The organism is Akkermansia muciniphila, from assembly GCF_018709685.1.
In the GTDB taxonomy this organism is placed as follows: domain Bacteria; phylum Verrucomicrobiota; class Verrucomicrobiia; order Verrucomicrobiales; family Akkermansiaceae; genus Akkermansia; species Akkermansia muciniphila_E.
In genome coordinates, this window is record NZ_JABDHQ010000002.1 from 244519 (window position 1) to 270131 (window position 25613).

Genomic DNA, 25613 nt, shown 5'->3' on the forward strand with positions numbered 1-25613 from the left:
CTTCATCCCGGATATTCCAGTTCATCCCATTTTATTTGAGCAATTCCGACGCATGAACGGTCTACAGTGCATGGAACAGAATAAATGCAAATCACCCGCATGCTGCCTGCTTGGCTCTTTCGCCACCAATACCAGCATGGACTTCGGCGTCCTGCTGCTGCGCCTGGGCGTAGGCGCAATGATGCTTGTGCACGGCATTCCCAAGCTGAGCATGCTCATCAGCGGAAACTGGGCAGCTTTCCAGGACCCCCTCGGAATAGGTAACTTCCTGTCCCTGCTCCTGTGCGTGGGCGCGGAATTCGGATGCTCCATCCTGATCTTCCTGGGCCTCTTCACCCGCCTGGCCGCCCTCATCCTGATCATTAACATGTGCGTGGCGCTCTTCCTCGTCCTGGGCCTCTCCGGCTGGGGCGCCCAGGAACTCGCGTCCATCTACCTGCTGATTTACCTGACCCTCTTCTATACGGGCCCGGGCAAATTCTCCCTGGATGCCTGGTGGCTCTGGCGCGACTGCAAAATAGAAGTGGAATAAAAAGGCCTCCTCCCGCCCGGCCTATGGCAAAAATACTTCTTTTTTCACTCGCCGCGGCAGGAGCCTTCCTCTAGGATGCTGGCACACCCAGTCCATCCGTTCAATGTCCGGCAAATTAACCTACAAGCAATCGGGGGTCGATACCAAAGAAGCAGCCGCTTTCGTATCCGACATCAGCTCTCACGTTAAAAGAACGCAAAAGCAGCGCTCCCTGCACCAGGCCTTCGGTCTTTTTGCCGCCGCCTATGATCTCAGCTCCTACAAGGAACCGGTTATCGTCACCGGATGCGACGGCGTAGGCACCAAGACGGAAATCCTGTTTGAACTGGACATGGTGGAAACCGCCGGCAAGGACCTGGTGGCCATGAACGTCAACGACATCCTTACCACGGGCGGGGATCCCCTCCTCTTCCTGGACTACCTGGGCATCTCCAATCTGGAACAGGAACGCACCCGCATCACCCGCCTGGTGGCCGGCATGTGCGACTATCTGGAATCCTGCAACTGCATTCTGGCAGGCGGGGAAACGGCTGAAATGCCCGGCGTGGTTCCGGAATCCATCGTGGAGCTTTCCGGTTTCTGCATCGGCTGCTGTGAAAAAAGCAAGCTGATTGATCCCAAGACCGTCCGGCCCGGGGACGTATTCATCGGCTACAAATCCGACAGCTTCCATGCCAACGGCTGGAGCCTCATCCGCCGCATTCTGGAGGAAAACCCGGACGTGGTGGATGAAGAAGAACTCCGTTCCCTGTTGCAGCCCACCCGCCTGTACCATGACGTGGTGGCGGACATGCGCAGCTCCAACGTCATCCCCAAGGCCTACGCCCACATCACCGGGGGCGGCCTTCCGGAAAACCTGGAACGTTTCCTGGGCGACTACGGCGCGGACCTCACCATCCCCTTCTGGGATAACCCCGCAGCCCAGAAAATCCTGAAGCACGCGGACCCCCAGGACCGCTTCAACACTTTCAACATGGGCATCGGCTGGGTAGCCATCGTGAAGCCGGAGGACGTGGAAGCCGCGTTGAAGGCAGGCCCCGGCGGCACGGTCATCGGCACGCTGAGAGAAGGCCGCGGCATTCATGTCAAGGTACAGGGCGAATAGAGACGAAGCCATTTCCTTGCAGCGGATACACCACACTTCACAGGACAATCTTTTCATCACAATCCCATGAGCGATTTTCTTAAACACGAGTGCGGCGTAGCCGCCATTCGTCTGCTTAAGCCTCTCTCTTATTTTCAGGATAAATACGGCTCCACCCTCTGGGCGTTCAACAAGCTGCTCATCCTGATGGAAAAGCAGTACAACCGCGGGCAGGACGGCGCGGGCATCGGCTGCGTTAAACTGAACATGCCCCTGGGGCAGCCCTACCTGTTCCGCACCAGGGACGCCAGCAAGGACGCCCTGACTACCATCTTCAACGGGCAAATCAAGAAGCTCAACAAAAAAGTCCGCCGTGGCCAGGTCAACCTGAAAGACGCGGAAGACATCAAGAACAACTTTGACTACGGCGGGGAAATCCTGATGGGCCACCTCCGCTACGGCACCTCCGGCCTCTTTGACGAAGGCTCCTGCCATCCCTACCTGCGCCGCACCAACTGGCCGACGCGCACCCTCATGGTGCTGGGGAACTTCAACATGACCAACACGCCGGAGCTGAACCAGCGCATGATTGAGCGCGGGCAGCACCCCGTCTTCGGCACGGACACGCAGACCGTCCTTGAAGAAATAGGCTACCATCTGGATGAAGCCCACACGGACCTTTACCGCGCCCTGCGTGACGGCGGCATGCCCGGACCGGAAATCCCCCACGCCATCTCCTCCCGGCTCAATGTCCAGGAAATCATTCATAACTCCGCCAAACAGTGGGATGGCGGCTACGCCATCATGGGCGCCATCGGCAACGGAGACTACTTCTGCCTGCGGGACCCCCACGGCATCCGCCCCTGCCACTACCTCATCACGGATGAATACATTGCCGTGGCCTCCGAACGCGTTCCGCTGATGACCGTCTTTGAAGCGGAAAGCGAACAGGTGCAGGAACTGCCTCCGGCCCACATGCTCTCCATCAAGGCGGACGGCACGCATAACATCACGGAATTCACCACTCCGCTGAAGCCCACGCCGTGCTCCTTTGAAAAAATCTACTTCTCCCGCGGGAACGATCCCATCGTGTACCGGGAGCGCAAGGCCCTGGGCGCAGCGCTGACCCCGCAAATCGTGGATTCCCTGGAAGACCGCTTTGACAAATCCGCCATCACCTACATCCCCAACACGGCGGAAACCGCCTACTACGGCCTGCTGGAAGGCCTGCGCGTCTATCGCCGCAAGCGCGTGCACGCCCAGCTTCTGGACGCCCTGAGAAACGGGACCCTTGATGAAAAGATGCTGGACAGCGCCATCCTGAAACGGTGGCCGCGCGGTGAAAAAATCGCCCACAAGGACATCAAGATGCGCACCTTCATCACGCAGGAGAAGAGCCGCGCCCAACTGGTCTCCCACGTGTACGACCTCACCTACGGAGCCGTGGGTCCGGAAGACGTGCTCGTCGCCATAGATGACTCCATCGTCCGCGGCACCACGCTGAGAAGGTCCATCCTCCGCATCCTGGGACGCACCAACCCCCGGAAAATCGTCGTCGCCTCCACCGCTCCACAAATCCGGTACCCGGACTGCTACGGCATTGACATGTCCGAGCTGGGGAACTTCATTGCCTTCCAGGCGGCGGTTTCCCTGCTCAAGCAGCACGGACAGGCCCGGCTGCTGGAAGATGTGTACAAAGCATGCAAGGAAGAACTGACCAAGCCCAGGGAAGAACGCCGCAACTGCGTCAAGGCCATTTACGAGGGCCTCACGGAGGCGGAAATCTCCCGTGAAATCACGCGCCTGGTCACTCCGCACGACGCTCCGTGCCCCGTGGAAGTCATTTTCCAGACCATTGAAAACCTGCACGCCTCCATAGAAGGCCCGTGCGGTGACTGGTATTTCACCGGGGACTACCCGACTCCGGGCGGATATACCACAGTTAATGTGGCATACATGCGCTGGTTTGAGGGTAAAGGGGGCCGTGCATACGATTTGCCCTTGTAGCGGGTACCTATTTTTGGGTATTCTGCTGCTAATATGTCGGGACCCATTGCATATACGACCCTGGAGGACACTGAACTGGTCGCCAGGGCGCGGGAAGGAGATTCGCGTGCTTTTGACGAACTAGTCATTCGTCACAGCCGCAAACTCCACGCCACCTTATACCAGATGACGGACAACTATGACGATGCTTACGACATCGCTCAGGAAGCGTTTTCCAAAGCCTACCGGGCCTTGCGCTATTTCAACGGGCAAAGCGCCTTTTACACCTGGCTGCATTCCATCGCCGTCAACCATGCCAGGAACTTCCTGAAAAAGAGAAACCGCAGGATGACCTACAGCCTGGACGACGACGAGTACGGCGACCATACGGAAAAGGACATGAACATGGCTGATGAAACGGATGGGGCGGACCCGGAACGCCGCACCCATTTGAACGAACTTCAGCTCAAGATCAATGAAGCTCTGAAGAAACTTTCCACCAAGCACAGGGAAGTCGTTGTCCTTCATGATGTGAAGGGCCTCAACCATACGGAAATATCCGCCCTGCTGGGTATCTCCGAAGGAACGCTCAGATCACGTCTGCATTATGCCCACAAAGAACTGCAGGGACTGCTGGCAGAATATCTGAGTTAACGGTGAAAAAATATTGAACACCGGTTCCCCGGTCCCTGTCAAAATGCATAGTCCTAGGTTTAGGACTAAAGCCCCAAACCTTTATTACACTTAAAATCAACGACGATGGATAAAAAATCCACAGAACATAATGAGGAAACTCTGGTCGCCATGCTGGCATCTTTTCGCAAGGAAGCCTGTTACCATGACAACTTTGAGGAAGATTTCCTCCGTAATTTTCATTTAAGAAAGGAGACCGATCCGGCTACCCATTCTGCTTGGAAATTGCTACTCGAACGCCTGGACAACTATCTGCAGAACTTTCGTGGTTGGCAGTGGGTCTACGCTTCCATGTCCATCGTGACATTGGCGGCGGTGGGCGTTATCATCGCATCCGGGAATATGGACGAACCTGCTGATTCTTATGCTTCCTCCATCAAGGAGAAGGAAGAGATTCTCTTGAAGGAAAAAGCCGTTCCCGTAAGTAACGAAATTATTGAACAACCTTCAACCGAAGCCGTCTCCGCCGGACAACCTGAGTTCACCACCGGAGCGTCTTCACATGAAACATCGGCCAACGACAATCAGCTGAAACCTGATTCCAATACCGATAAAAAACCGGTATCCCGCGTTCTCATTGAGATGTAACAATCCATGATGAACCTGGCTCCGATATTGGCGGGCATAGCCGTTGCAGGCTTGATTTATCAAGCGGCGGCCGTGCCTGCCCCTTTTAAGGTAGAAGCCATTCCGCAGCAGGCGGAAGGAGTGCCGTACACTGCCATGGCGGCGCAGGTCGGAAAAGACCTGATCGCCTCCCTGATTCCGTACAGGGTTTTTAAAAACGGAGGGGTGACCTACTATCTTGGCGACAAGGACACCCCGCCCCTGCAGGTATGGGCCCAGGAAAAACTCACGGGCCTGACCATCTTCAAGGTGGACGCCGCCCGGATCAGCGGAGATCCCGCCATCCTGGTGCCCGCCGGCACTCTCAGGCGCGGCGCGCGGCTGGCCTTTACCAGCAACCGTAATGAACCCACGCTGGGAATTTATGTGGGCATGGAGCACTCCATAGGAGATACCAGCTTCCCGCTGCGCCTTGTCCGCGCCCAATTCCCCAAGCTGGCGGCTCCGCCCATCGGCCAGCCCTGCTATGACGCTGAAAACCGCCTGGTCGGCATCGTGCTGGGAGTTTCCCGCAGGGGAACGTGCCACCTGCTGCCCGCCCAGGCCATCTCCTTCCTGGCGGACCATCCGAAAGCCAAAAGGGTGCGGCTGGGATGCCTTCTGGACATCAATGCCTCCACCCCCGTCATTGAAGGCCTCATTAGCGGAGGCCCTCTGGCACGGGGAGGCATCCAGACCGGAGACATCCTCATCAGCATCAACGGCTCCCCCATCCGCAACTACGGCGACATGCTGGACGCCACCTATTACCTTACGGGAGACAAGCCCCTGACTGTTGAAGTCATCCGCGGCACCCAGGTGGTAAAAAGCAAGGGCATCATCCCCACACAGGATGCCCGGTGATGCGGAAACCCGCCTCCCGGAGAAATGCCGCGGAACCCGCTCGGCCCGGTTCAAAATCGGTCCGTGGCTTGTTTCAGGCTTGAACTCGGACGCCGGCGCACTTAAAAAAGGGCGTGCTTCAAATCGTCTTCAATAAAATCAGCGCTGCGGAAGTATCCAGCATCCCCACTCTGGAACAACTGGACCTGCTCGGAGACTTCCAGGTTTCTGAATCCACCCTGCAAACCCTGGATGACGCCCGCTTCGGCAAGATGGAAAAGGACGGCAAAATTCTTTACCGTTACGTAGCCAGGGACTACCGTATTTATTTTGAAGTCATTGAGGGCAAGGTAGTCGTCCACCGTGTCCTGCACGCCAACAGCCTGAATGATTTCCTGTTCCGCACCAACATTTCCCCTTCTGCGGGGGAAGACGAAATCCTGAGCCAGTCCAAACACTTCTGGAAACTCATTGACGAAGGCAAAAACGCCTCCAAATCCTGACCATTCCGACCCCATGGCCTGCATCATCCTGGGCATCACCGGCTCCATTGCCGCGTACAAGGCGGCGGACATCGCTTCCGCCCTGGTTAAAGCCGGGCATGAGGTACACTGCGTCTGTACGGCCAAGGCCCTGGAATTCGTCACGGCCCTCACGCTGCACACCATCTCCCGCAACCCTGTTTTCTCCTCCTTTGAGGATGAAAAGGGAGACTGGATTCCTCCCCACATCCGGCTCGCCCAGCGGGCGGACCTCCTGGTGGTGGCTCCCGCCACGGCAAACACCATGGCCAACTTCGCCCGCGGCTTCGCGCCGGACATGCTCAGTTCCCTTTACCTGGCCTGCCAGGCTCCCGTGCTCATCTGCCCGGCCATGAACGTCCACATGTGGGAACACACGGCCACGCAGCAGAATGCGGCCATCCTGAAGCAGCGGAAAGGCCACCATATCCTGGGCCCCTGTGAGTCCGGCATTCTGGCCTGCGGCGCGGAAGGAGCGGGAAAACTGATGTCGGTGGACCGGATTGTTCAAGAAACGCTCTCCCTCCTGCCGTAACGGCTGCGCAAAAATTACCTCCATGCCTGTTTATTGGTTTGCCCCGGGAGAAGTAAATCTTCTATCATGGACATTATGAAAATGCTCCTCTACTTCCTTGGGACTCTCATGCTCTGTTCCTGCGGGCCGGACAGATACCCCGTCAGCTTCCACATGGAGACGGGATCAACGGACAGCAAAAAATTCGCCTTCATGCATGACGGGCATTACTACAGCAAGGCCCCTTTCATCTCCCAGAAAGACATTGAATCCTATTATTCCTTCCCAGCGCAGGACAATACCTACGGCATTGTGGTCAACGTCAAGAAGGGCCTTGAAAGCCGGGTGGAGGGAATGACGGCCCAGAACCTGGGCAGGCAAATTCTTCCCGTAGTCAACGGGCACACCATGCAGCCCCTGCGCCTTTACAACAAGCCCGTTACCTCCGGCAAGCTGGCCGTCATGGGCGGCTTCTCCCCGGCGGACCTGGCCGCCATGGCGGAATTCATCCCCCCGGCAGACCCCAAGAGGGAGGAACCCATCAACAAGCTGGCCCCCGTCACCAAGCCCCTTCTTCCCGCCAAGGACCCCACGCAGGAAAAGAAGGAAGTCAAGGAGCCTGAAGAACATAAGGACCGCACCGTGGTCAGCACCCGCCGGGGACGGATCTGATCCAGCACTCCCTGTATGAGCATGCACGGCAAGTTCTTCCCTTTCCTGATCGGCATTCTCCTGCTCTCCTGGAGCATGCCATTCCTGATGGCGGATACCGTCGTGCGCTTCCCCACGGAAAACACGGCCCTGCTGGACAACCGCCCGCAGGACTTTTACATGTACGTGGACCGGAACTTTGAAGGGGTAAAATCACAGCCCTGGCAGGCGGGAGCCTACGGCTTCACCCGGACCCTCGTCAGAACCCAGGCCGGGCCCGTGGCGGTCAAATTCCATGAAGGCATTGACATCAAGCCTCTCAAACGGGATGCCTCCGGCACACCGCTGGACGATGTGCACCCCGTGGCCGGGGGAACCGTGGTCCACGCCTCCTCCAACCCCACGCACAGCAATTACGGCCGCTACGTGGTCATTGAACACCGTCCGGCGGACGGCCCGTTTTACAGCCTGTACGCCCATCTGGCGTCCGTCTCCTGCAAGGAAGGGGACCAGGTAGGAACGGGAAACGTCATCGGCAGGCTGGGATACTCCGGGGTGGGCCTGAACAAAACACGTGCCCATGTGCATCTGGAACTCTGCCTCAAGCTCCAGGACGATTTTGAAACCTGGTATTCCAGCCTGAAACTGGGCACTCCCAACCGCCACGGCGCCTACAATGGCCTCAACCTGGCCGGGTTTGATCCGGCCCCCGTTCTCATCCAGTGCAAGGACGGTGCGGAATTCTCCCTCTCCCGCCACATCTCCAGCCTGCCCGTCCAGTACATCGTGCGCGTACCATCCACGGGAAGCCCGCCCAACCTTGTCACACGCTACCCCTTCATGTTGAAACCGGGCCCGGCCAACCCCCAATCCTGGGAAATCAGCTTTACGGGAACGGGAGTTCCCGTTTCCGTGACGCCTTCCAGCCAGCCATGCACGGAACCCACCGTCATCCGGGCCGTCCCGCACCCGTTCTCCCAACTGTACAGGACATGCAACCGCGTTTCCGGTTCCAGCAAGGAGCCGAAGCTGACCGCCTCCGGCAAACGCTACATCCGGCTCATCTTCATGGGGCCCGAACCGTAATCCTAACATGATGCCAACCTTTTCCAGCGCCTCCCGTTTTCTTCACGCCGTCCTCGCCTCCTGCACGGTCTTCCTGCTGTCCCCGGGCGCCGGAGCTGCGGCAACTCCCCCCCCTGCGCCTGCCCTTTCACCGGAACGCCAGGCCCTCCTGAAAAATAAAAAATACCAGCAGGGGCTGAAGGCCCTGGAAGACCGCCTCCCCCTGGAGGCCAGCAAGCATTTTCAGGAATGCCTGAATTCCAAAAGCCTCCCGGAAGCCCAGAAAGCCATCATCCGCCCCTTCCTGGCGGAAGCGCTCATCCGCGCCAATAAAACGGAAGAAGGGCTGAAAGCCTGGGAGGAACTGCCGGATTCTCCCATGAAAGCCTACTGGATGGCAACGGGCCTCTTCAACAAGGGCTCCTTCACGAAGGCCCTGGAAAAGCTCTCCGCCATTCCGGAAGACGATCCTCTTTTCATCTACAGTTTCCAGTTGAAAGCCCAGCTGGCGCGCCAGCTTCAGGACCGGCAGCTCCTGGTGGAAGCCCTCTCCCGGCTGGGACAGGCGGATTCGGCCGCCATTTCCCGGACAGCGCAGGTTCTGCTGGCGGATACTCTGGTGAACACGGAACGCTACCCGGAAGCCTCCGCCATTCTGGAAAAGCTAAAGGCGGGAATGGAAGGCAGCGCGGCTAAAGACCTGCCCATGCGTTCGTACGCAGAGCTGGTGGAAGGCAAGCTGGCGGACAAACAGGGAAATCCGGAACAAGCCATGAAGATCTTTGCCTCCGTGATGGATAACAAGGCGTATCCGGAAAAAATCCGGGACCTTGGGCGCCTGGCCCTTGCCAGGGCGGAAATCACCCGGGAGAAAAACAACCCGGAGCAGGCGGAAGAGGAAACGCGCGCCCAGCCCCAGGCAGAGGAAGCGCCGCACACGGCCGGAACGGCGGAGGAGCGCCTGCTGGCGTTCATTGGCGGCAAATCGGAATCCTCCCTGCTGATGGACGCCTTCAATATACTGCTGGAGGAGGGCACCTTCCGCACCAATCCCCAGGCGCTGGAAAAACTCACCGGCTGGGTAAATGCGCGGGACGCCGCGCGCCAGCCGGCCGCCATGTACGCCATGGGCAGCCTGCTTCTGGCAAAGGATGACCTGTCCGGAGCCGTGAAGATTGCGGAGGATGGCCTTTCCAAATACCCACAGAGCCTTCCCGTCCAGACTCTTTGCCTGAATACCATCACGGCCCTGCTGGGCAATAACCGCGTGGAGGATGCGGAACGCCTCATTTCCAAATATCCGGGCACCGCCCCGGACCTTGTCTTCCAGCAGGGCACCCTGGCCTTCCGCAAGGGGGACTACCAGCTCGCGCAGAGCCTGTTCCATGAAGCGGCCCGCCGCGCCCCGGAAAAGACGGCGGAGAACGCCCTGTTTAATGAAAACCTGGCGGCGCTGAATGCCAATGACGCCGCGGGGGCCGCCGCGCTGGCCAAGGAAGCCGCCGGCTCCGCACGGCTCCGGGAGCACATCCTCTTTGAACAGGCCCATTACGCCGCCAAAAGAATGGCTCCCCAGGCGCCCGAACTGCTGGCCCGCTTCGTGGCCCTGGCGGAAGATCCGGCCCTGAAAACCCAGGCCCGGCTGGACCAGGCGGAGGTGGCCCTGAACCTCAATCCTCCGGACCTGGAAACCGTGCAGGCCCTTCTTCCCTTACTGGAAAAGGAACAGCTCACGCCGGACCAGACCATGCAGCTTGCACGGCTGAAAATCCTGGAAGCGGAAAACCGGCAGGAATGGGCCAGCGCCATCCAGGCCTGCCGCCAGGCCATTTCCCTGGATGCGGAAGGCAAACAGGCAGACCTGCTTTATCTCAAGCTGGGGGAACTCCTGTATAAAAACGGGGACTTCCATGAAGCCCAGCTTGTCCTCCAGCCCTTCCCCTCCAAGTACCCGGACAGCCCTCTGCAAGCCGCCGCCCTTTTCCTGGCCGGGAAAGCCGCCCAGCAGAGCAATACCGGGAACACGCTTCAAGCGGCCCTGAATATTTTCAAAACCCTGGGGGAAGGGGACACCCCGTTCGCCCAGCCGGCCAGAATAGAAGAAGCCTCCGTCCTGCTGCGCATGGGAAAGGCGGACCAGAGCATCGCCACCCTGGAAAACCTGCTTTCCACTCCGCTCCCGCGGTACATGCGCCTGCTGGCCCTCTCCATCCAGGCGGACGCATGGGTGACGAAGGAGGACACCAACTCGGACACCCTCCGCAAGGCCATCAACCTGTGCACGGAAATCCTGGACACCCCCAATCTGGGCCTGGCCTGGAAATTCAAGGCCCTTACCCAGCGCGCCCAGTTCCATGAACGGATGAACGAGCAGAAAAAGGCGCTGGATGACTACGCCTCCATCCTGGCCCACACGCCCAGCGGCAGCTCCGCCAACAAACGCCGGGACTGGCACTGGTTCTACAATGCCGGCTTCGCCTCCATCCGCCTGATGGGCCAGCTCCAGGACTGGGACGGCGCGCTGGCGCTGGCTAAAAAACTGGCGCAGACGTCCGGCCCCCGGGCCAGGGAGGCGGCGGCTTATGCGCGCCGCATCCAGTTGGAACACTTCATCTGGCAGGATGATCCGGAAAAAGACGCCCCGGAAGCCGTCAAGCCGGAAACGCCGGAGCAAACAGGCAGGTAAGCCGCTTTCCCTCCCGCCATGGACACTCCCCCCACAGACAAAACCTGGAGAATCAACGCCGCCGCCATCATCATGGACACGGACGGCTACGTACTGCTGGGCAAGGACAGCGGCCGCAACCCATACTGGCATTTCCCGCAGGGGGGCGTCATTAAAAATGAAAGTATTGAACACGCCCTGGCCAGGGAGGTATGGGAGGAAGTGGGCCTGCGCCCCTCTGACTACACCATCGTGAGCAGCCTCTCCGGACTGCGTTACAAATACCCGTCCAGCAACCGGAAAGTCACGCGCTGGGTCGGCCAGGAACAAACCTACTTCCTCGTGCGCTGCAAGACCCGCCGCCCCAAGACGGACCTGCACCGCAGCCCTGAATTTTCCAAAACGAAATGGATTCCGCTCCAGAATATCAAGCTGGAGATGTTCCCCAAATTCAAAAGGAAAGTCATCAAGGGCGCCCTTGAACAATTCTTCGGCCTGGATCCGTCAGCCAAACCCTCCGCCGTGAAAACATCTTCCCCAGCCTCTACCGCCTCTCCAACATTAACTTCGCATACAATGAACCGTTACCTGGTGCCTCCGGGCAAAAAACTGCGTTTAAAGGATTACTCCCCGGATGACAAATCTCTCTTCTCCGGAACCAAGGAGGAATCCCTGATCGAATTCGACAAGCTGAGGGAGGAATTGCAGGAATTGCAGAAAAAACTCTTTGCCCAGCACAAGCACAGGGTCCTGCTTATCCTCCAGGCCATGGACGCGGGCGGCAAGGACGGCTGCGTCAAGCACGTCTTTTCCCGTGTGGACCCGCAGGGGCTGCACGTAGTCCCGTTCAAAAAACCCACCATGGAAGAACTGGACCATGACTTCCTGTGGCGCGTGCACAAGGAGGTGCCGTCCAAGGGGCAGATCGCCGTCTTCAACCGCTCCCATTACGAAGACATCATCGCCGTGCGCGTGAAAAAGATCTTTCCGGACCCCGTCTGGAAGCGCCGCTACAAGCACGTTCTGGATTTTGAATCCATGCTCGCGGAAGAAGGCACCGTCATCATTAAACTGTTCCTGAATATCTCCAAGGCGGAACAGAAAAGAAGACTGGAATCCAGGCTCCAGGACCCGGATAAACTTTGGAAGTTCTGCATGGACGACCTGGATGACCGGAACCGCTGGGAAGAATTCCAGACGGCCTACCAGGATCTCATTGAAAAAACGTCCACTCCGGACGCTCCCTGGTACATCATCCCGGCAGACCGGAAATGGTACCGGAACCTCGTCGTCGCCCGCCTGATGGTGGAAAAACTCCGCCATCTCCAGCTCACGTTCCCTACTCCCAACTTCGATCCGGCCTCCATCACCATTCCCGATTGATAAACTCTGTCATACCGATAACTAGTTTGTGCATCATAAAATTATTTTTGTACATTTCTCGGTATTCAATTGTCCCATCATTACAAAATCGGCATTATTCACAATAACAATCAAAACTTAGAATTTCTAACGCTTGACTGATATAGTGAAAAATTGTTAGAAAACGACTTAACACATAGAATGTGTAAATATTCTACATAGAAAAACAGAACGCAATGTATTTAGCATCCCAACGTAAAGAGTTCATTCTGAAAACCCTGGCCGAGCATGGAGCCGCAAGAACTATCGCCTTGGCCAAACAGATGAAGGTCACGGACGAAACCGTCCGCAATGATTTAATCAACCTTGAAAAACGCGGCTTTCTCAAGCGTGTCCACGGCGGCGCCCTGGCGCTTACCCATAAGTCCCTCCATGAAGACATAGTCACTCAGGACGATGTTTCCATAAGAATTGCAAAAAAAGCGGTACAGAACATCCCCGCTTCCGTGGTCATGTTCATTGACAGCAGCACCATGGGCTACCAGATCTGCAACCATATCAATTCCCGGGATACGCATGTGGTTTCCAACAACCCCACGCTGCTGACCCGGCTTGAAGGCATTCCGAACCTGAGCTTCTACTGCACAGGCGGACGGTTTGACCGCGAAGCCCTGGTCTATGTGGGACAGGAAGCCGCCAAGGCCGCCGGTTCCCTGAGCATTGACATGGTCGTGCTGACGCCGGACTGCTACTCCCCCAAGCATGGAGCCGGATACAAGAACATGCTGCAATCCGAATTCATCAAGAGCGTCATCCCTCCGGATGCCAAGGTGATCATCGCTACGCCTTCCACCAGCGTGGCGAACAACCCGGCATTCTATACCGTTGCGCCCTCCCAGATTTCCATGCTCATCACTGATGAAGCCCTTTCTCCTGAAATGGCTGACCAGATTGAGAAGAGCGGCGTCAAGGTGGAACTTGCCTGACGCTTATCTGCTTCACCGGGGCGGAGGTTCACTGGAACCTCCGCCTTTTTTGTTTCTATTGATTACTTTCTCTTTTCCATTCCATCCGGTACTCCCGGCTTCCTGTCAGCTCATCATCCCTGGAGCCGATCTCCACAAAGCCGCTGCGTTCATAGAACGCGCGGGCACGGGGATTTTCCTCATATACTCCCACCGTCAGCATTCCCTTGCTGTGCTCTTTCACCCAGTCCAGCAGCGCCGTGCCTATTCCCTCACACTGGCGCTCCGGAGCCACAAACAGGGCGGCCAGCTCCCCTTCCCCCACCAGGCAGGCAAATCCGGCCACGCCTCCTCCGTCCCGGCATACCCACGTGCGCGCCCTGGGCAGGTACACCTGTTTCATCTCCTCCACCAGGCCGCACCAGAACCCCACCCCTGCAAAAGCATGGGCTTGCTCGGACGCTTTCATCCAAATATTCAGGACCTCCGTTTCATCCTTGCTCTGGTAATGTTCTATCTTCATACATTTTAAACAGGTGCGCTGCACATTCCTTCGCAGTTTGTACAGGCTAACAAAAGAACCCTACAGATTCAAGAAGGAAAATACTGTCTCCGGACAGAAAAAGAGCCCATGCGGAGCCCCCCGTTCCAGCCGAACGCCCCTTCCGGAGACAGGTACGCATTACGGCTTGTAAACAAGCACCGGGCCCGTCCGGGAAGACTGCACGCCGCGCACCTTCCGGACGGCGGAGGCCACCAGAGCCGCCGCCTGCGCCACTTCCTCCTCCGTGGTCATGAAGGACAGGGAAAAACGCAGGGAGGAGCGTACCGCCGCGTCAGAAAGCCCCATGGCCGTCAGGACGTGGGACGGCATGGGCTGGAGGGTGTGACAGGCGGACCCCGCGGAACAGAGCAGCCCGGCAGGCTCCAGCAAGAGCATCAGCGCTTCCGCCGTACAGCCGTCAAATGCCAGATTGGAGGTATTCGGGATGCGCTCCATCCCGCCGGAGTGCACGGTCACGCCGGGAATCTCCGCCTTCAGGCGGGATTCAAAGGAATCCCGCATCCGGGCCAGACGCCCGGCGTCCGCCTCCAAATGCCGCAACGCCACGCGCGCCGCCGCGCCAAAGCCGATGATCCCCGGAACATTCTCCGTCCCCGACCTTACGCCGTGCTCCTGTCCCCCGCCAAACAGGGAGGGAGCCAGCGGAGAGCCGGAACGCCTGTACAGGCAGCCCGCCCCCTTGGGGCCATGAAACTTGTGAGCGGAGACGGAGGCGTAATCCACCTCCATCCCGTGCAGGTTCACGGGAATTTTCCCCACGCACTGCACCATGTCCAGATGCACGGGAACAGCATGCCGCCGTGCTGCGGAGCACAGGGCCGCCGCATCCTGCAATGCGCCCGTTTCGTTATTGGCCCAGGCAAAGGAGACCCCGGCCGCACCATCCGCGCAAACGGCCTCCCACTCCTCCGGAACGGCGCGGCCTTCCCGGTCTACGGGGCAAACACGGCCATGGCCCAGCGCCAGAGCCGTTTTCAGGGAAGCGTCATGGTCCGTAGAAAGCACGCCTATGCCCCGGCCCCGCTCCCCGGCCATCTGGCGGAAGGCCGCATTGGTGGCCTCCGTGCCGCCGGAGGTGAACACGATTTCCGAGGGAAACGCCCCCAGGAGGGCGGCCACGTCCGCACGGGCCTCTTCCACCGCCTCACGCACCAGCCTGGCGCAGCCGTAACCGGCGGAAGGGTTAAAAAACCGTTCCTTTAAAAACGGCTCCATGGCCGCGTAAACCTCCGGGTCCAGCGGAGTGGTGGCGTTGTTGTCCCAGTAAATCACGCCTTCATAACTCCCCCAATCGCGGGAAGGAGTCAAGCCGGAACATTATGCCCGGCTGCACAACATCACTCTTCACTTTTACCCGTGATTTCGCATAATGCCGCCCATGCGTTTTCTCATCACGGCAGGCCCCACCAGGGAAGCGATTGACCCCGTCAGATACCTCACCAACCGTTCCTCCGGGAAAATGGGGTATTGCCTGGCGGAAGCGGCAGTGCATGAAGGCCACAGCGTCCTGCTGGTTTCCGGCCCCACCTCCCTGGATATTCCGCACGGCGTGGACTTCCTGCCGGTGGAGAGCGCGCAGGAAATGTATGACGCCGTGAAGAACCAGGCGCCCTATGCGGACGCCGCCATTCTCAGCGCCGCCGTGGCGGACTACCGCCCCGTCTTCGTTCCGGACCGCAAGATCAAGAAAACGGGGGAACGCATGGTTCTGGAGCTGGAACGCACCGGAGACATCCTGGGCTCCATGCGCACGGAATTCGGCTTCAGCGGCGTCCTGATAGGCTTTGCGGCGGAAACCCACGACGTGGAGGATTACGCCCGCGGCAAGCTGGAACGCAAACGGTGCGACATGGTTGTAGCTAACGACGTTTCCCGCAGCGACATCGGCTTTGATTCCTCGGAAAATGAAGTCATGCTCGTCTATCCGGACCGGACGGAACTGCTGGAAAAAGCTCCTAAAACACAGATCGCCCTCCGGATCATTGAACGCGCCTCCCGTCTTGCGCAGGAAAAAGGGGCGTCATGCTGACCGGCATACCCGTTCCGTGCTTGAACCGTGCCGGAGTTTTTTCCATGATAAAGCACTAATCGTCTCAGGACGCCCTCACCCCCCTCCCCAGAACCGCAGCTTTACCTTTCATGCCCGTCACTCTTCAGGATTTAGGCTGGAACGACCACTTTCAACGCGCTTTCAACGCTGTCGCCAAGCCCGGCTGGATTCCGGGACGCCTCATCCGGGAAACGAAAATCAATTTTACCGCCCTGCTGGACGGGGGGGAAGACGTGGATGCCGTCGTCAGCGGAAAACTCTGGCATGACGCGGCCACGGATGCGGAACTGCCCGCCGTGGGAGACTGGGTGGCGATTGATCCGGGAGAAGCCGGAGATGAAGCCGTCATACGCGCCATTCTTCCCCGCCAGACCTGTTTTTCCCGTAAAGCGCCGGGAAAAAGCAGCGCAGAACAGGTACTGGGAACAAACGTGGACATTGTGGCCGTGGTGACGGAACCCGGCACGGATTTCAACCCCAGGCGCATGGAGCGCTATTTTACCCTCATCCGGCGCAGCGGCGCCACCCCCCTCATCCTGCTTAACAAGGCGGACCTTTTTTCCAAGGAGGAAGTGAAGGAAGCCATGCAGACCCTCCGGGAGCTGTCCCCGGAATGCACCATCATCAGCATCAGCGCCCTGCACAACAAGGGAATCAAGGAATTCCGCAAATGCCTCTCCAAGGGGCAGACCATCTCCATCGTCGGTTCCTCCGGTGTGGGGAAATCCACGCTGGTCAATACCCTGCTGGGGGATGAATGGCTCTGGACGGGGGAAGTGAACGAGGTAACCGGCAAGGGACGCCACACCACCGTGGCGCGGGAACTGGTGCTGCTCAAGCACGGCGGCCTGCTGATTGACAATCCCGGCATCCGGGAAATCCAGATGTGGACGGATGAACACACCCTCCGGGAAAGCTTTGCGGATCTGACGGAGCTGGCCCATGAGTGCAAATTCGCGGATTGCAGCCATGGCACGGATTCCGGCTGCGCCATCCGGAAAGCCGTGGATGAAGGGCGGCTGGACAAGGAGCGGTATCTCAATTTCCTGAATCTGGAAGATGAAATAGCCCGGCTGGCCAAACGCCAGAAAAAGAGGCAGATGAACGTGGAACGGGCCGGAAAGAGGGACCGGAAGGTGCAGGCCCGCAATTACGAGGACCGCGTGGACCTGGAACGCCGCCACAAGCCCAACCAACGCAGCCATGACTGATTCCAAGTCAAATTGACTTGTCAAACCACAGGGGTTCGCCTACCTGTAAGGGATGCCTCTGCCGCTCCGCATTTTCCGTATTTCCGCCGCCGTCCTGGTGCTTGGCGCGCTCCCTCTTTCCGCAGCGGAACCAGCCGACCCCGCCCAGGCCAAACCCGTGGTTTCCATCACCAGCCTGGCCCCTGTCCGGCTGGCGCGGGACGCCCACAGCAATCTTCTGGTGGCCCAGTGCACCGTGAACGGCGTTCCATGCAGCCTCATTGTAGATACGGCGGCGTCACACACCACCTTTGACGTTAAATTCATCAAGAAGAATTTTCCCGGCCTGCCTCTTCAGAACGCTCAAATCGCCCCCGGCTCCAACGTCAATACCGTCCCCCAGCTGTTTCCCGTGCAGTCTTTCTCCATCGGAGGGCTTCAGATTAAAAACTTCTTCGGCTTCGCCCTGGACCTGACTCCCCTTCAAAAAGACATGCAGGTACAGGTGGACGGCATTCTGGGAATCAATTACCTGGGCTTTTCCCCGTTCCTGCTGTCCGTAAAGGATGCCTCCCTGCAATTCCTGGAACGCTCCAGTTTTCCGGTTCAGCGCATGAAGCCCCTGGACGTGGAACGCCACGCCTCCGGAATTTTCTATGTCCGCTGCTCCCGCGGCGGAGATTCCTTCCTGCTGGCCCTGGACTCCGGCTCCTCCCTTTCCCTGGCCCCGCTGGAACAGTGGCCCGCCAACCCGGACGGAAGCCAGCTTACGGCGAAGGCGTCCGACATCAACGGGCACAGCGGAGACCGCAACGTTATGAAACTTGGCGTTCCCTCCACGCTCCGCATGGGGCCGGACTTCCAGTTGGAAGGCCTCTCCTTTGCTGTGACCGGAACAGGCGGCAGATGCCAGATCGGCGTGGATACCCTCAAGCACTTTGACATCATCATTGACGCTCCGCAGGGGGAAGTCTTCGCCCTGCCTCCCCACTCCAAACCGGAGCCCCGCGGGAAAAAGGCTCCCGCCGTCAAACGGGAATCTTGAGCATGATGCAGATCATGCGGATGGTGCGCGCCGTAGCGCCGAAATGGGCCTTCAGCGCCACCTGGGCGCGCGAGGACTGGGCATGGGCCAGAAGCGGATTGTCCAGCATCTCCTTAAGCACGTCCGCCAGGCGGTCTTCCTCACACCGTGTGATGCCGTCCACGCCTTCAAGCAACTGGACCAGCGCGTCAAAATTCTCCATGTGCGGCCCCGTCAGCACGGGCACGCCGCAGGCCACGGCCTCCGCCGGGTTCTGGCCGCCGTCCGCCAGAAAGCTCTTGCCGATCACGGCCACGTCCGCCAGGGCGGTCCAGTCCCTCAGCTCCCCGGTGGTATCCGCAATGTAGCAAACCTGCTCCTTCAGGGTTTCCGGAAGCTCGCCGTCCGTCCGCAGCACGCACTGCCAGCCATGGGCCTCCAGGTCACGCACCACCGCATGGCGGCGTTCCGCATGCCGGGGGACGATCAGGGGAAAGCCTCCCGCCTTGCGCACCGCCTCCGCAATCAGGATTTCCTCTCCCTCATGGGTACTGGCGGCCAGCACTACGGGCTTGCCGCGCTTCAACTTTTCCAGAATGGCGGAAAACTCCGGGTTGGGTTCCCTCCGGTCCGCCATCTGCTGGTCAAACTTGATGCTGCCCGTCACATGAATGATGGAAGGGGGCACCCCCACGGATTCAAAGCGACGCACATCCCCCTTGTCCTGCACGCCCATGGCGTCCAGCGCGGAGAAGTAATACCGTGATATCCATTTGAAGGCGCGGTAGCGGCTTTCAGACCGCGCGGACATGCGAGCATTAATCATCGCCATGGGAATGCCGCGCACCTTGGCCGCACGGGCAAAGTTGGGCCATAGTTCCGCTTCCACCAGCACGATGGCCTCCGGTTCAAAACGGTCAAAGCACCGCCCCGGCAGCCCCAGCAGGTCAAAGGGCGCATAAATCACGCGCACACCGGGCACCTGAGCGTTCACCGCCGTGTCATGCCCCGTAGCCGTGCTCGTGGCCAGCACGGCGGAACCGCCGCGCTCCCGGAGCCACGCCCGGAGAAACTTGAGGGCCAGCACCACTTCACCCACGCTCACGGCATGGACGTACAGCACTCCCTTGGGCTCCCGGTTGTAGGAGACCCGGTACAGGCCGAAGCGTTCCAGCAGCCCCGTGCCGAATCCGCCGCGCCTTTTCTGCTTGAGCAGGTAGGAGGGGAGCGTCACCAGCCACCCGACGGTGTACAGGACGTTGTAACAGAGAGAGAACAGGAAGGCTTTCATTTTACTTCTTCAGGCAATCGATAGAACAGCAGCATATTTTTCCCGTACCGGCGCGTATCCACCAGTTCCAGGCCGTCAAACTCCGCGGCGCCTTCCCTGCCGGTTCCCCAGCCTTCCTGCACTTCCGCGATAAACAGGCCGCCCTCCTTCAGCAGTCCGGAAATTCCGGCCTGCGCCAGCTCCACAATAAAATCACGGTCCGCCGGGCCCTTGCAGTAGGGGGGGTCCGCAAAAATGACGTCGTACTTCCTGCCAGCCAGCAGTTCCCTTTTCACAAACTGGACGGCGTCCCCCTGGATGACGGTTCCGCCTTCCAGCCCGGTTTTGGCAAGGTTGGCTTTAGCCGTGGCGCAGGAGAGACGGGAAAAGTCCACCATGCGGGAGCTTCTGGCCCCGCGGCTCAGGGCCTCCAGGCCGAACGCCCCGGAACCGGTGAATAAATCCAGCACCTCGGCATGCTCAATCAACGGGTGCAGGATGGAAAAAAGGGCTTCCCTGACCCGGTCGGTCGTGGGCCGTACTTCCCCCTTGGGGACAGACAGGGCTATGCCGCCGGCCTTTCCGCTGATGATACGCATGTTGTTACCGGAAATGAAAGGAACGTCATGCCCTACTGGCGGGCCTTGGCCTTGGCCTTTTCCAGCAGGGGGTCTCCCGTGACGCGGGTGATGGGAACGCGCAGCACGATGGACTGGTTGGCAATGGCAATATTGTCCGGATTCTTCTCGGACATGTTGTAGACGAAATAGGCGTACTTGCCGTCCTTGGTCTTGCCCGCAATGATGGTTTCCGTAAGGGTGGAAAGGATGGTCTTCTTTTCCATGGTCCATTCCTTGCCGCTCCAAGCGCCGTATACATTCAGGTCATCGTAAGACACATCCCCCTTCAGGGTCAGGACGCCGTTGGGGGAAATCCAGGTCTTGTTATTGGAGTCATACTTCAGCGTGCTCATGGGCAGCGGCCCCTGCTGGGCCAGGGCGGCCAGATTCCAGATGCCGCGTTCCCCGGAGGGGAAAACGCCCAGAGCCACCGGGGCGACTTCCTGCACCTGCTTGAGCTTCCAGCATTCCAGGTACTTGGCATATTCATCCTTGGTCCAGCCCAGGCGTTCGTCATAAGGGACGGGCTGTCCGGGAATGATTTGGCTGACCAGTTCTTTTTTGTCCTTGTCTGGCAAAGCGGCAAAAACGCCGTCAATTTTCTCCATGAACGGCTGGAGGCTTTCATCAAGCACAACGCTGACAGCGGAGGCCTCCACCATTTTGCCTACCGGAAGATATTCATCAATAATTTCCGGCTTTTCTGCTGCGTACAGGGAAGAAACCAGAGCGGGGACCATCAGTATTAAAGCCAGATTGCGGAGCGCTTTCATAACGTATATGTGCATTTTACTCAACAAAAGACCCTTGGCAAGAGTCAAAGTGAGTGTTATCCGTATGTACATCATGAATTGGAAGTTACTTTTCACTACCCTGGCCGCCGCTCTGAGCCTTGCTTCCTGCGTGTCCACACCCGCATCCCGCATCCAGAAAAACCCGGTTCTTTTCAATTCCCTGCCATCCTCCCAGAAGACGCTGGTGGAAGCCGGGCAAATTGCTGAAGGCATGTCTCCGCCCGCCGTTTTCCTGGCCTGGGGAGACCCCTCCGCCGTAGCTGAAGGCAACCTTGACGGGAAGCCCGCCACCCGCTGGATTTATTCTTCCCTCCAGCCGGTTTACTCCCCGCCGCCCGCTTTCTGGGCCGGCCCGTACTGGGGCGGCCCCTATTGGGGACCGGGGTTCTACAGCCCCTATTACCCGTATTACAATGACGTCACCTATGTTCCGGTGAATACCGGATACGTGCTGTTCATCAACGGCAAGGTGAAATCCTGGGAACGCAGGCGCTGACCCCGGAAGGGAAATCGGCAAAGCCCTTGCCGGGCACGGAACGGCGGCGCAGCGCACGGGACCGGTCCCGCATGATGCGCCGCTTTTCCCGTTCCATGACACGCTTCCCTCCGCTCCTCCGTTCAGGAAGACCGCCGCCTAATCCCTGCCCTTGGACAGAGGGCGTTCCAGTTCCTTCCGGAACGTGGGGAAGAACTCCTTCAATTCCCCGGGCACCTTCGGATATTCCAGCTTCATTTCCGCCAGGGCTTCCACCATGGCGCACATGCAGACAAGCCGGGAAAACCATTTGTTGTCCGCCGGCACCACATACCACGGGGCTTCCGGGGAGGACGTGTGCCGTATCATTTCCTGGTAAGCCTTCTGGTACTCGTCCCAGAACTCGCGTTCATGGATGTCCCCCTCTGAAAATTTCCAGTTCTTGTCCGGGGTATCCAGCCGCGCCAGCAGGCGCTTTCTCTGCTCCTCCGAGGAAATATGAAGAAATATTTTCACGATCCGCGTCTTGTTGGCAAGCAGGTGGCGCTCCAGGTTGTTGATGGACTTGAATCTCTCCTTCCAGAACGACCGCTTGGCATGGGCGGGATCAAACCCCTCCCCGGCCAGAAATTCCGGATGCACGCGCACGCTCAGCACCTCCTCATAGTAGGAGCGGTTGAAAATGCCGATCATCCCGCGCCGGGGAAGACGGCACACGCACCGCCACAGAAAGTCATGGCCCCGTTCCAGGGTGGTGGGCTGCTTGAAGCTGCTGACTACGCAGCCCTGGGGATTAATACCCCCCATCACATGCTTCACGATGCCGTCCTTGCCCGCGCTGTCCATGGCCTGAAGAACCACCAGCAGCGCATAGGATTCACTGGCATATAACACCTCCTGAAGCTGTTCCAGCAGTTGGATTCCCTTCTCCAGCTTGTCAACGGCCTCTTTCTTGCTGTCCTTGTCCAGCTTGCCGAGGTCGCCCGGATCGTAATGGGACAGCTTGAAGCCCTCCCCGTCCGTCACCCGGTACGGCTCAATGAATTTTTTGCAGCGTTTGACCAGATCAGCGGGAATATTCATCATTCCCGTAATGACACCGTTCTGCGTCAATACGTTGAAACAACCGCAAAAAACTCCGGGCCTTCCTCCCTCCGGGGAAGGCTGTTTCACGCCGTATTACCCGGTCTTTGCGGAACGGAACTTCCACAAAGGCCGGACTTTCCGGTAAAACCGCGGGGCGGACAAACCTTAATTCTCCACGCGCACCTGGTCTGCCGGAGTATTTTCCAGCTTGCAGTCCGCGATGGTCCACGTGCGGGGAGGCTCTACCTTGTTATTCTTTATCAGGATGTTGGCGCACCTCCTGAACTGGAAGGGCTTCTGTCCCCAGCCCTTGAAATCATCATTGTAAATGACTTTGTTATTAATGAATTTCAGATTATCCGTGGAAATGGCGAACAGCAGCGGCACATCGAACGTCTTGAACACGTTGTTTTCTATCAGCACATTACGGTGATAATAATCTTTCTGCCTGTTCAATTGCTTGACTTCCGGGTAAATGGAAATGATGGCGTTCGTGAACTGGTAGCGGGAGGTCAGGTTATTGATGAACGTATTCTTGCGGATCACCACTTCATGGCAGGCACCGCTCTCATACCACCCCTGGGCGTCCCCGGCCAGCAGAATGGCGGCGCCGGAGGAATGGTCAAACAGATTGCCTTCCACCAGCACTCTTTCGGGCGTGGTGAAGAGCGTCCCGCGGGCGCGGTTGTTGCGGACGATGTTGTTGCGGAACACCACGGAGGGATAAAAATCCGCATTCTCAATGGCATCTCCGGCCTTCACGGAATCGGGCAGCGGTTCTTCCAGCGTGATTACCAGTTCCGTCGTGCTCTTTTTCACGGCGTTTTTCACCTTGCCTGTGCTCCCCGGCTCCAGCGTAGGCCCGTTGATGAAGCGCACCGTCTCTCCGGGAAGGAACACTTCAAATCCCACAGCCTGGGGATGCATGTACCTGCATTTGATCGTATGGCTGTCCACCACTTCCGTGATGCCCAGGCAGGTGGAATGCACGTTGATGGCGTCATCCATCATCCCTTCAAACAGGGCCTTTTCCACGATGATTTCACCCCGTGTATTGGAAAAATGGGTGGCATCCGCCCCGGCGGTATGCACCCTCCCCGTGCCTTTCCTGATGAACACGCCGCCGCCCTTCATGAGAAAATCCTCAGACCGCTGAACCAACAGGGCCATGCCGCTGCTCTGGTGCACGGCCACGTCTTCCAGGCGCGTTTTCTGCGCCCGGTACACCACGCACCCCGGATGGGGACGGTGGTAGTTCCGGAGCACCAGCGTATCCCCCGGCTTGATTCCCTTGTTTTTGAGCGCCCATTCCAGGCGCAGTTTATTGCCGCCCATAGGCTGCACGCGGCCGTTCCAGCCTATGTCCGCCGTATTGGCAATGATACGTCCGGTACCCTTTTCAAAAGCCATGCAGCAGGCCATGCCTTCCTCCCAGCCTTCACCCAGGAAAACGAACTTGCCATTCCTGAGTTCATAGGGATAGGATTTCTTGTCGATCTCCACGTCCGTGAACTTGTCGTCCACGCCTGTCACGCGGGCTTCCGTACAGATGGACCGCTCGTAGTCAACCGCCAGCCGGTTGATGGAAACATTCTCGCTGTCCATAATCAGCAGGGGAATCGTCCTTCCGTGGAACAGGAACAGGGAACCGTTCCCTTCAAGGCGGACATTCCGCAAATCGGTCAAGGGCACGCACACCGGATGAATCAGGGGCTGGTCATGGTTGGAAATATTGAAGCTCATGTTCAGGGCGCCCTCCGCATAAAAATGGTATACCCCCCTGGGGATGTTCAAAACGCCCCCTCCCTGCTTCCGCAGCGCGGAGATAGCGGACCGCAGCGCCGGGCCCTGATCTTTCCTGACGCCGGGAACCATGCCGAATTTGGCTGCATTCACCACGGCGCCCTTCGTGCCCGGCTGCTCCGCGCCCGTCTTCCAGGCCAGGTCCACCCAGTCCGCGTGGTCATAGGAATTGTTTTCCACCCGGTCAGCCATCAGGTAAAGATGCCGTATGCCGTTTTCCGCCACCGGAACGGAAAACTTCTTCGCCGGCATGCCCCGCTTCATCACGCCGGAGCTCCACAGGACTCCGGAGCCGCTCATGACGCGGAACTCCACGCTTCCGTCCCCGTCCGTACCGTCGTCAATGCCGCACGCCCCCTCCAGGCTCACCACTCTTGCGCCCTTCCGCTCCGGCACGGGGAGGGGAATCATGGAGGTGGCGTGGGTGCCGATGCCCGTGGCGTATTTTTTACCGCCCACACTCAAATCCTTATTCTTGAAAGACCGGTTCAGCCGGGTTTCACCCGTCTCCTGGCGGGCCATCAGCAGACTGGAGGCAGACACCTCCACGGGCACGGCTCCGGGCTTTCCCGCGCTTTCCTGCCCCCGGGATTGCGCCGGGAATGACCCCGCAACGCATGCTGCGGCCACAAAACTCCATGAAAACATCCGGTTGAACATATCCTCTATTATACCTTTTCTACGTTTTTCTTCTATCAGAAAATTACCAACGCTCCCGAAAGCCTCACGCCAGGGAAAAGAGAGATTGCCTTCTTCCCCGAATTCAGGGAAACTGTTTTCATGCGACCAGCTTTCCTCCTCCTGCCCGGCATCCTGCTGACGCTTTCCGCCTGCGGGCGCGGGGGCGCTACGCTTGAAACGGATAACGTCCAGGCGGAATGGTTCCCCAACGGCAGCCGCACCTCCATCGTCCTGGAGGGCGAAACGGAACCTGCCCCCGCACGGGAAATCCAGCGCGGGGCTTCCGGCATGGCTCTCTTATACCATTCCCTGGGGGACGGCAGGGGAACCCTGTCAGTCAACGGAGCGTTCCCTGAAACGGCAGCCGTGACCAGCCAAAAGGGAAGCTCCGCCGCCGCGCTGCATTTTAAAACTTCCACGCGTGAAATCATCCTCAACGGCGTGCGCCATCTGGACACGGAGGGCAAAACAGCCTCCCTGGACAGCTGGCGCTGCCAGGAACGGAAAACGCCCGTGCCCCGCACCGGGACAGCCGGAACCATGACCACGGAAACTCCCGACCAATGAA

The 25613-nt window shown here is 58.7% G+C and carries 25 protein-coding genes; 18 read left to right on the forward strand and 7 right to left on the reverse strand.

Annotated features, from left to right (window positions below; all coding sequences use genetic code 11):
* The first annotated feature begins 70 nt into the window (after window positions 1–70).
* The 13 genes from HHJ06_RS02480 to HHJ06_RS02540 all read left to right on the forward strand — a co-directional run bounded on the left by HHJ06_RS02480 (window position 71) and on the right by HHJ06_RS02540 (window position 13508).
* On the forward strand, window positions 71–532 hold the full coding sequence (locus HHJ06_RS02480) for a DoxX family protein (RefSeq protein WP_215427264.1): 462 nt from the start codon (window positions 71–73) through the stop codon (window positions 530–532).
* A 103-nt stretch (window positions 533–635) separates the two neighbouring features.
* Window positions 636–1637 carry a phosphoribosylformylglycinamidine cyclo-ligase gene (gene purM / locus HHJ06_RS02485; RefSeq protein ID WP_215427266.1) on the forward strand — a complete coding sequence of 334 codons (1002 nt, stop codon included), beginning with the start codon at window positions 636–638 and terminating at the stop codon, window positions 1635–1637.
* A gap of 66 nt (window positions 1638–1703) precedes the next feature.
* Window positions 1704–3623, forward strand: coding sequence for an amidophosphoribosyltransferase (locus tag HHJ06_RS02490; RefSeq protein WP_215427268.1), 1920 nt, complete (start codon window positions 1704–1706; stop codon window positions 3621–3623).
* Between the two features lie 33 nt (window positions 3624–3656).
* Window positions 3657–4256: an RNA polymerase sigma factor gene (locus HHJ06_RS02495; protein WP_022396486.1), complete on the forward strand. Its 600-nt coding sequence runs from the start codon at window positions 3657–3659 to the stop codon at window positions 4254–4256.
* 105 nt (window positions 4257–4361) lie between these two features.
* Complete coding sequence (locus HHJ06_RS02500) at window positions 4362–4883, forward strand: hypothetical protein (protein ID WP_215427270.1); 522 nt, start codon at window positions 4362–4364, stop codon at window positions 4881–4883.
* Window positions 4884–4955: 72 nt separating this feature from the next.
* Window positions 4956–5765: a PDZ domain-containing protein gene (locus HHJ06_RS11895; protein WP_215427272.1), complete on the forward strand. Its 810-nt coding sequence runs from the start codon at window positions 4956–4958 to the stop codon at window positions 5763–5765.
* A 113-nt stretch (window positions 5766–5878) separates the two neighbouring features.
* Entirely contained in the window at window positions 5879–6247 is a 369-nt protein-coding gene (locus HHJ06_RS02510) for a hypothetical protein (RefSeq protein ID WP_102711992.1), read from the forward strand.
* A 13-nt stretch (window positions 6248–6260) separates the two neighbouring features.
* Entirely contained in the window at window positions 6261–6800 is a 540-nt protein-coding gene (locus HHJ06_RS02515; protein WP_215427273.1) for a flavoprotein, read from the forward strand.
* 66 nt (window positions 6801–6866) lie between these two features.
* The gene (locus HHJ06_RS02520) at window positions 6867–7451 is read left to right on the forward strand and encodes a hypothetical protein (RefSeq protein ID WP_215427275.1); all 585 of its coding nucleotides are present in this window, start codon (window positions 6867–6869) and stop codon (window positions 7449–7451) included.
* 21 nt (window positions 7452–7472) lie between these two features.
* A complete protein-coding gene (locus HHJ06_RS02525) occupies window positions 7473–8516 on the forward strand; it encodes a M23 family metallopeptidase (protein ID WP_215427277.1) in 1044 nt (347 codons plus the stop codon).
* Between the two features lie 7 nt (window positions 8517–8523).
* The gene (locus HHJ06_RS02530) at window positions 8524–11181 is read left to right on the forward strand and encodes a tetratricopeptide repeat protein (RefSeq protein ID WP_215427279.1); all 2658 of its coding nucleotides are present in this window, start codon (window positions 8524–8526) and stop codon (window positions 11179–11181) included.
* Between the two features lie 18 nt (window positions 11182–11199).
* Entirely contained in the window at window positions 11200–12543 is a 1344-nt protein-coding gene (locus HHJ06_RS02535) for a PPK2 family polyphosphate kinase (protein ID WP_215427281.1), read from the forward strand.
* A gap of 215 nt (window positions 12544–12758) precedes the next feature.
* Window positions 12759–13508, forward strand: a complete 750-nt coding sequence (locus tag HHJ06_RS02540) for a DeoR/GlpR family DNA-binding transcription regulator (protein WP_102712004.1) — start codon at window positions 12759–12761, stop codon at window positions 13506–13508.
* Between the two features lie 55 nt (window positions 13509–13563).
* On the opposite strand, the gene HHJ06_RS02545 is transcribed toward HHJ06_RS02540, so the two are convergent.
* Window positions 13564–14010 (reverse strand): GNAT family N-acetyltransferase, encoded by a 447-nt coding sequence (locus HHJ06_RS02545; RefSeq protein WP_215427283.1) that lies wholly within the window; start codon window positions 14008–14010, stop codon window positions 13564–13566.
* Between the two features lie 159 nt (window positions 14011–14169).
* A complete protein-coding gene (locus HHJ06_RS02550; RefSeq protein WP_215427285.1) occupies window positions 14170–15360 on the reverse strand; it encodes a cysteine desulfurase family protein in 1191 nt (396 codons plus the stop codon).
* 70 nt (window positions 15361–15430) lie between these two features.
* Between HHJ06_RS02550 and HHJ06_RS02555 the strand changes: the two genes are divergently transcribed.
* From HHJ06_RS02555 to HHJ06_RS02565, 3 genes are all read left to right on the forward strand, one after another.
* The gene (locus HHJ06_RS02555) at window positions 15431–16081 is read left to right on the forward strand and encodes a phosphopantothenoylcysteine decarboxylase (protein WP_251841384.1); all 651 of its coding nucleotides are present in this window, start codon (window positions 15431–15433) and stop codon (window positions 16079–16081) included.
* Between the two features lie 110 nt (window positions 16082–16191).
* Window positions 16192–17313, forward strand: a complete 1122-nt coding sequence (gene rsgA, locus HHJ06_RS02560) for a ribosome small subunit-dependent GTPase A (RefSeq protein ID WP_215427288.1) — start codon at window positions 16192–16194, stop codon at window positions 17311–17313.
* A gap of 52 nt (window positions 17314–17365) precedes the next feature.
* Window positions 17366–18337, forward strand: a complete 972-nt coding sequence (locus tag HHJ06_RS02565) for a retropepsin-like aspartic protease (RefSeq protein ID WP_215427290.1) — start codon at window positions 17366–17368, stop codon at window positions 18335–18337.
* On the opposite strand, the gene HHJ06_RS02570 is transcribed toward HHJ06_RS02565, so the two are convergent.
* From HHJ06_RS02570 to HHJ06_RS02580, 3 genes are read right to left on the reverse strand one after another with little or no spacing between them, the layout of a single operon-like run.
* Entirely contained in the window at window positions 18321–19607 is a 1287-nt protein-coding gene (locus HHJ06_RS02570) for a 3-deoxy-D-manno-octulosonic acid transferase (protein ID WP_215427292.1), read from the reverse strand. The two genes, HHJ06_RS02565 and HHJ06_RS02570, sit on opposite strands and share 17 nt — an antisense overlap.
* Entirely contained in the window at window positions 19604–20185 is a 582-nt protein-coding gene (gene rsmD, locus HHJ06_RS02575; protein WP_215427294.1) for a 16S rRNA (guanine(966)-N(2))-methyltransferase RsmD, read from the reverse strand. The genes HHJ06_RS02570 and rsmD overlap by 4 nt, the downstream gene beginning before the upstream one ends.
* A gap of 32 nt (window positions 20186–20217) precedes the next feature.
* Window positions 20218–20979, reverse strand: a complete 762-nt coding sequence (locus HHJ06_RS02580; RefSeq protein WP_215427296.1) for a hypothetical protein — start codon at window positions 20977–20979, stop codon at window positions 20218–20220.
* A gap of 73 nt (window positions 20980–21052) precedes the next feature.
* Between HHJ06_RS02580 and HHJ06_RS02585 the strand changes: the two genes are divergently transcribed.
* Window positions 21053–21496 (forward strand): hypothetical protein, encoded by a 444-nt coding sequence (locus HHJ06_RS02585; protein ID WP_146016559.1) that lies wholly within the window; start codon window positions 21053–21055, stop codon window positions 21494–21496.
* A gap of 138 nt (window positions 21497–21634) precedes the next feature.
* On the opposite strand, the gene HHJ06_RS02590 is transcribed toward HHJ06_RS02585, so the two are convergent.
* Together HHJ06_RS02590 and HHJ06_RS02595 are read right to left on the reverse strand one after the other, a co-directional pair.
* Window positions 21635–22561 carry a polyphosphate kinase 2 family protein gene (locus tag HHJ06_RS02590; RefSeq protein WP_215427297.1) on the reverse strand — a complete coding sequence of 309 codons (927 nt, stop codon included), beginning with the start codon at window positions 22559–22561 and terminating at the stop codon, window positions 21635–21637.
* A 165-nt stretch (window positions 22562–22726) separates the two neighbouring features.
* Window positions 22727–24907 carry an NPCBM/NEW2 domain-containing protein gene (locus HHJ06_RS02595; protein ID WP_215427299.1) on the reverse strand — a complete coding sequence of 727 codons (2181 nt, stop codon included), beginning with the start codon at window positions 24905–24907 and terminating at the stop codon, window positions 22727–22729.
* A 237-nt stretch (window positions 24908–25144) separates the two neighbouring features.
* Here HHJ06_RS02595 and HHJ06_RS02600 point away from each other — a divergent pair, with 237 nt between their 5' ends.
* Window positions 25145–25612, forward strand: a complete 468-nt coding sequence (locus HHJ06_RS02600; protein WP_215427301.1) for a hypothetical protein — start codon at window positions 25145–25147, stop codon at window positions 25610–25612.
* The last annotated feature ends 1 nt before the right edge of the window (window position 25613 follow it).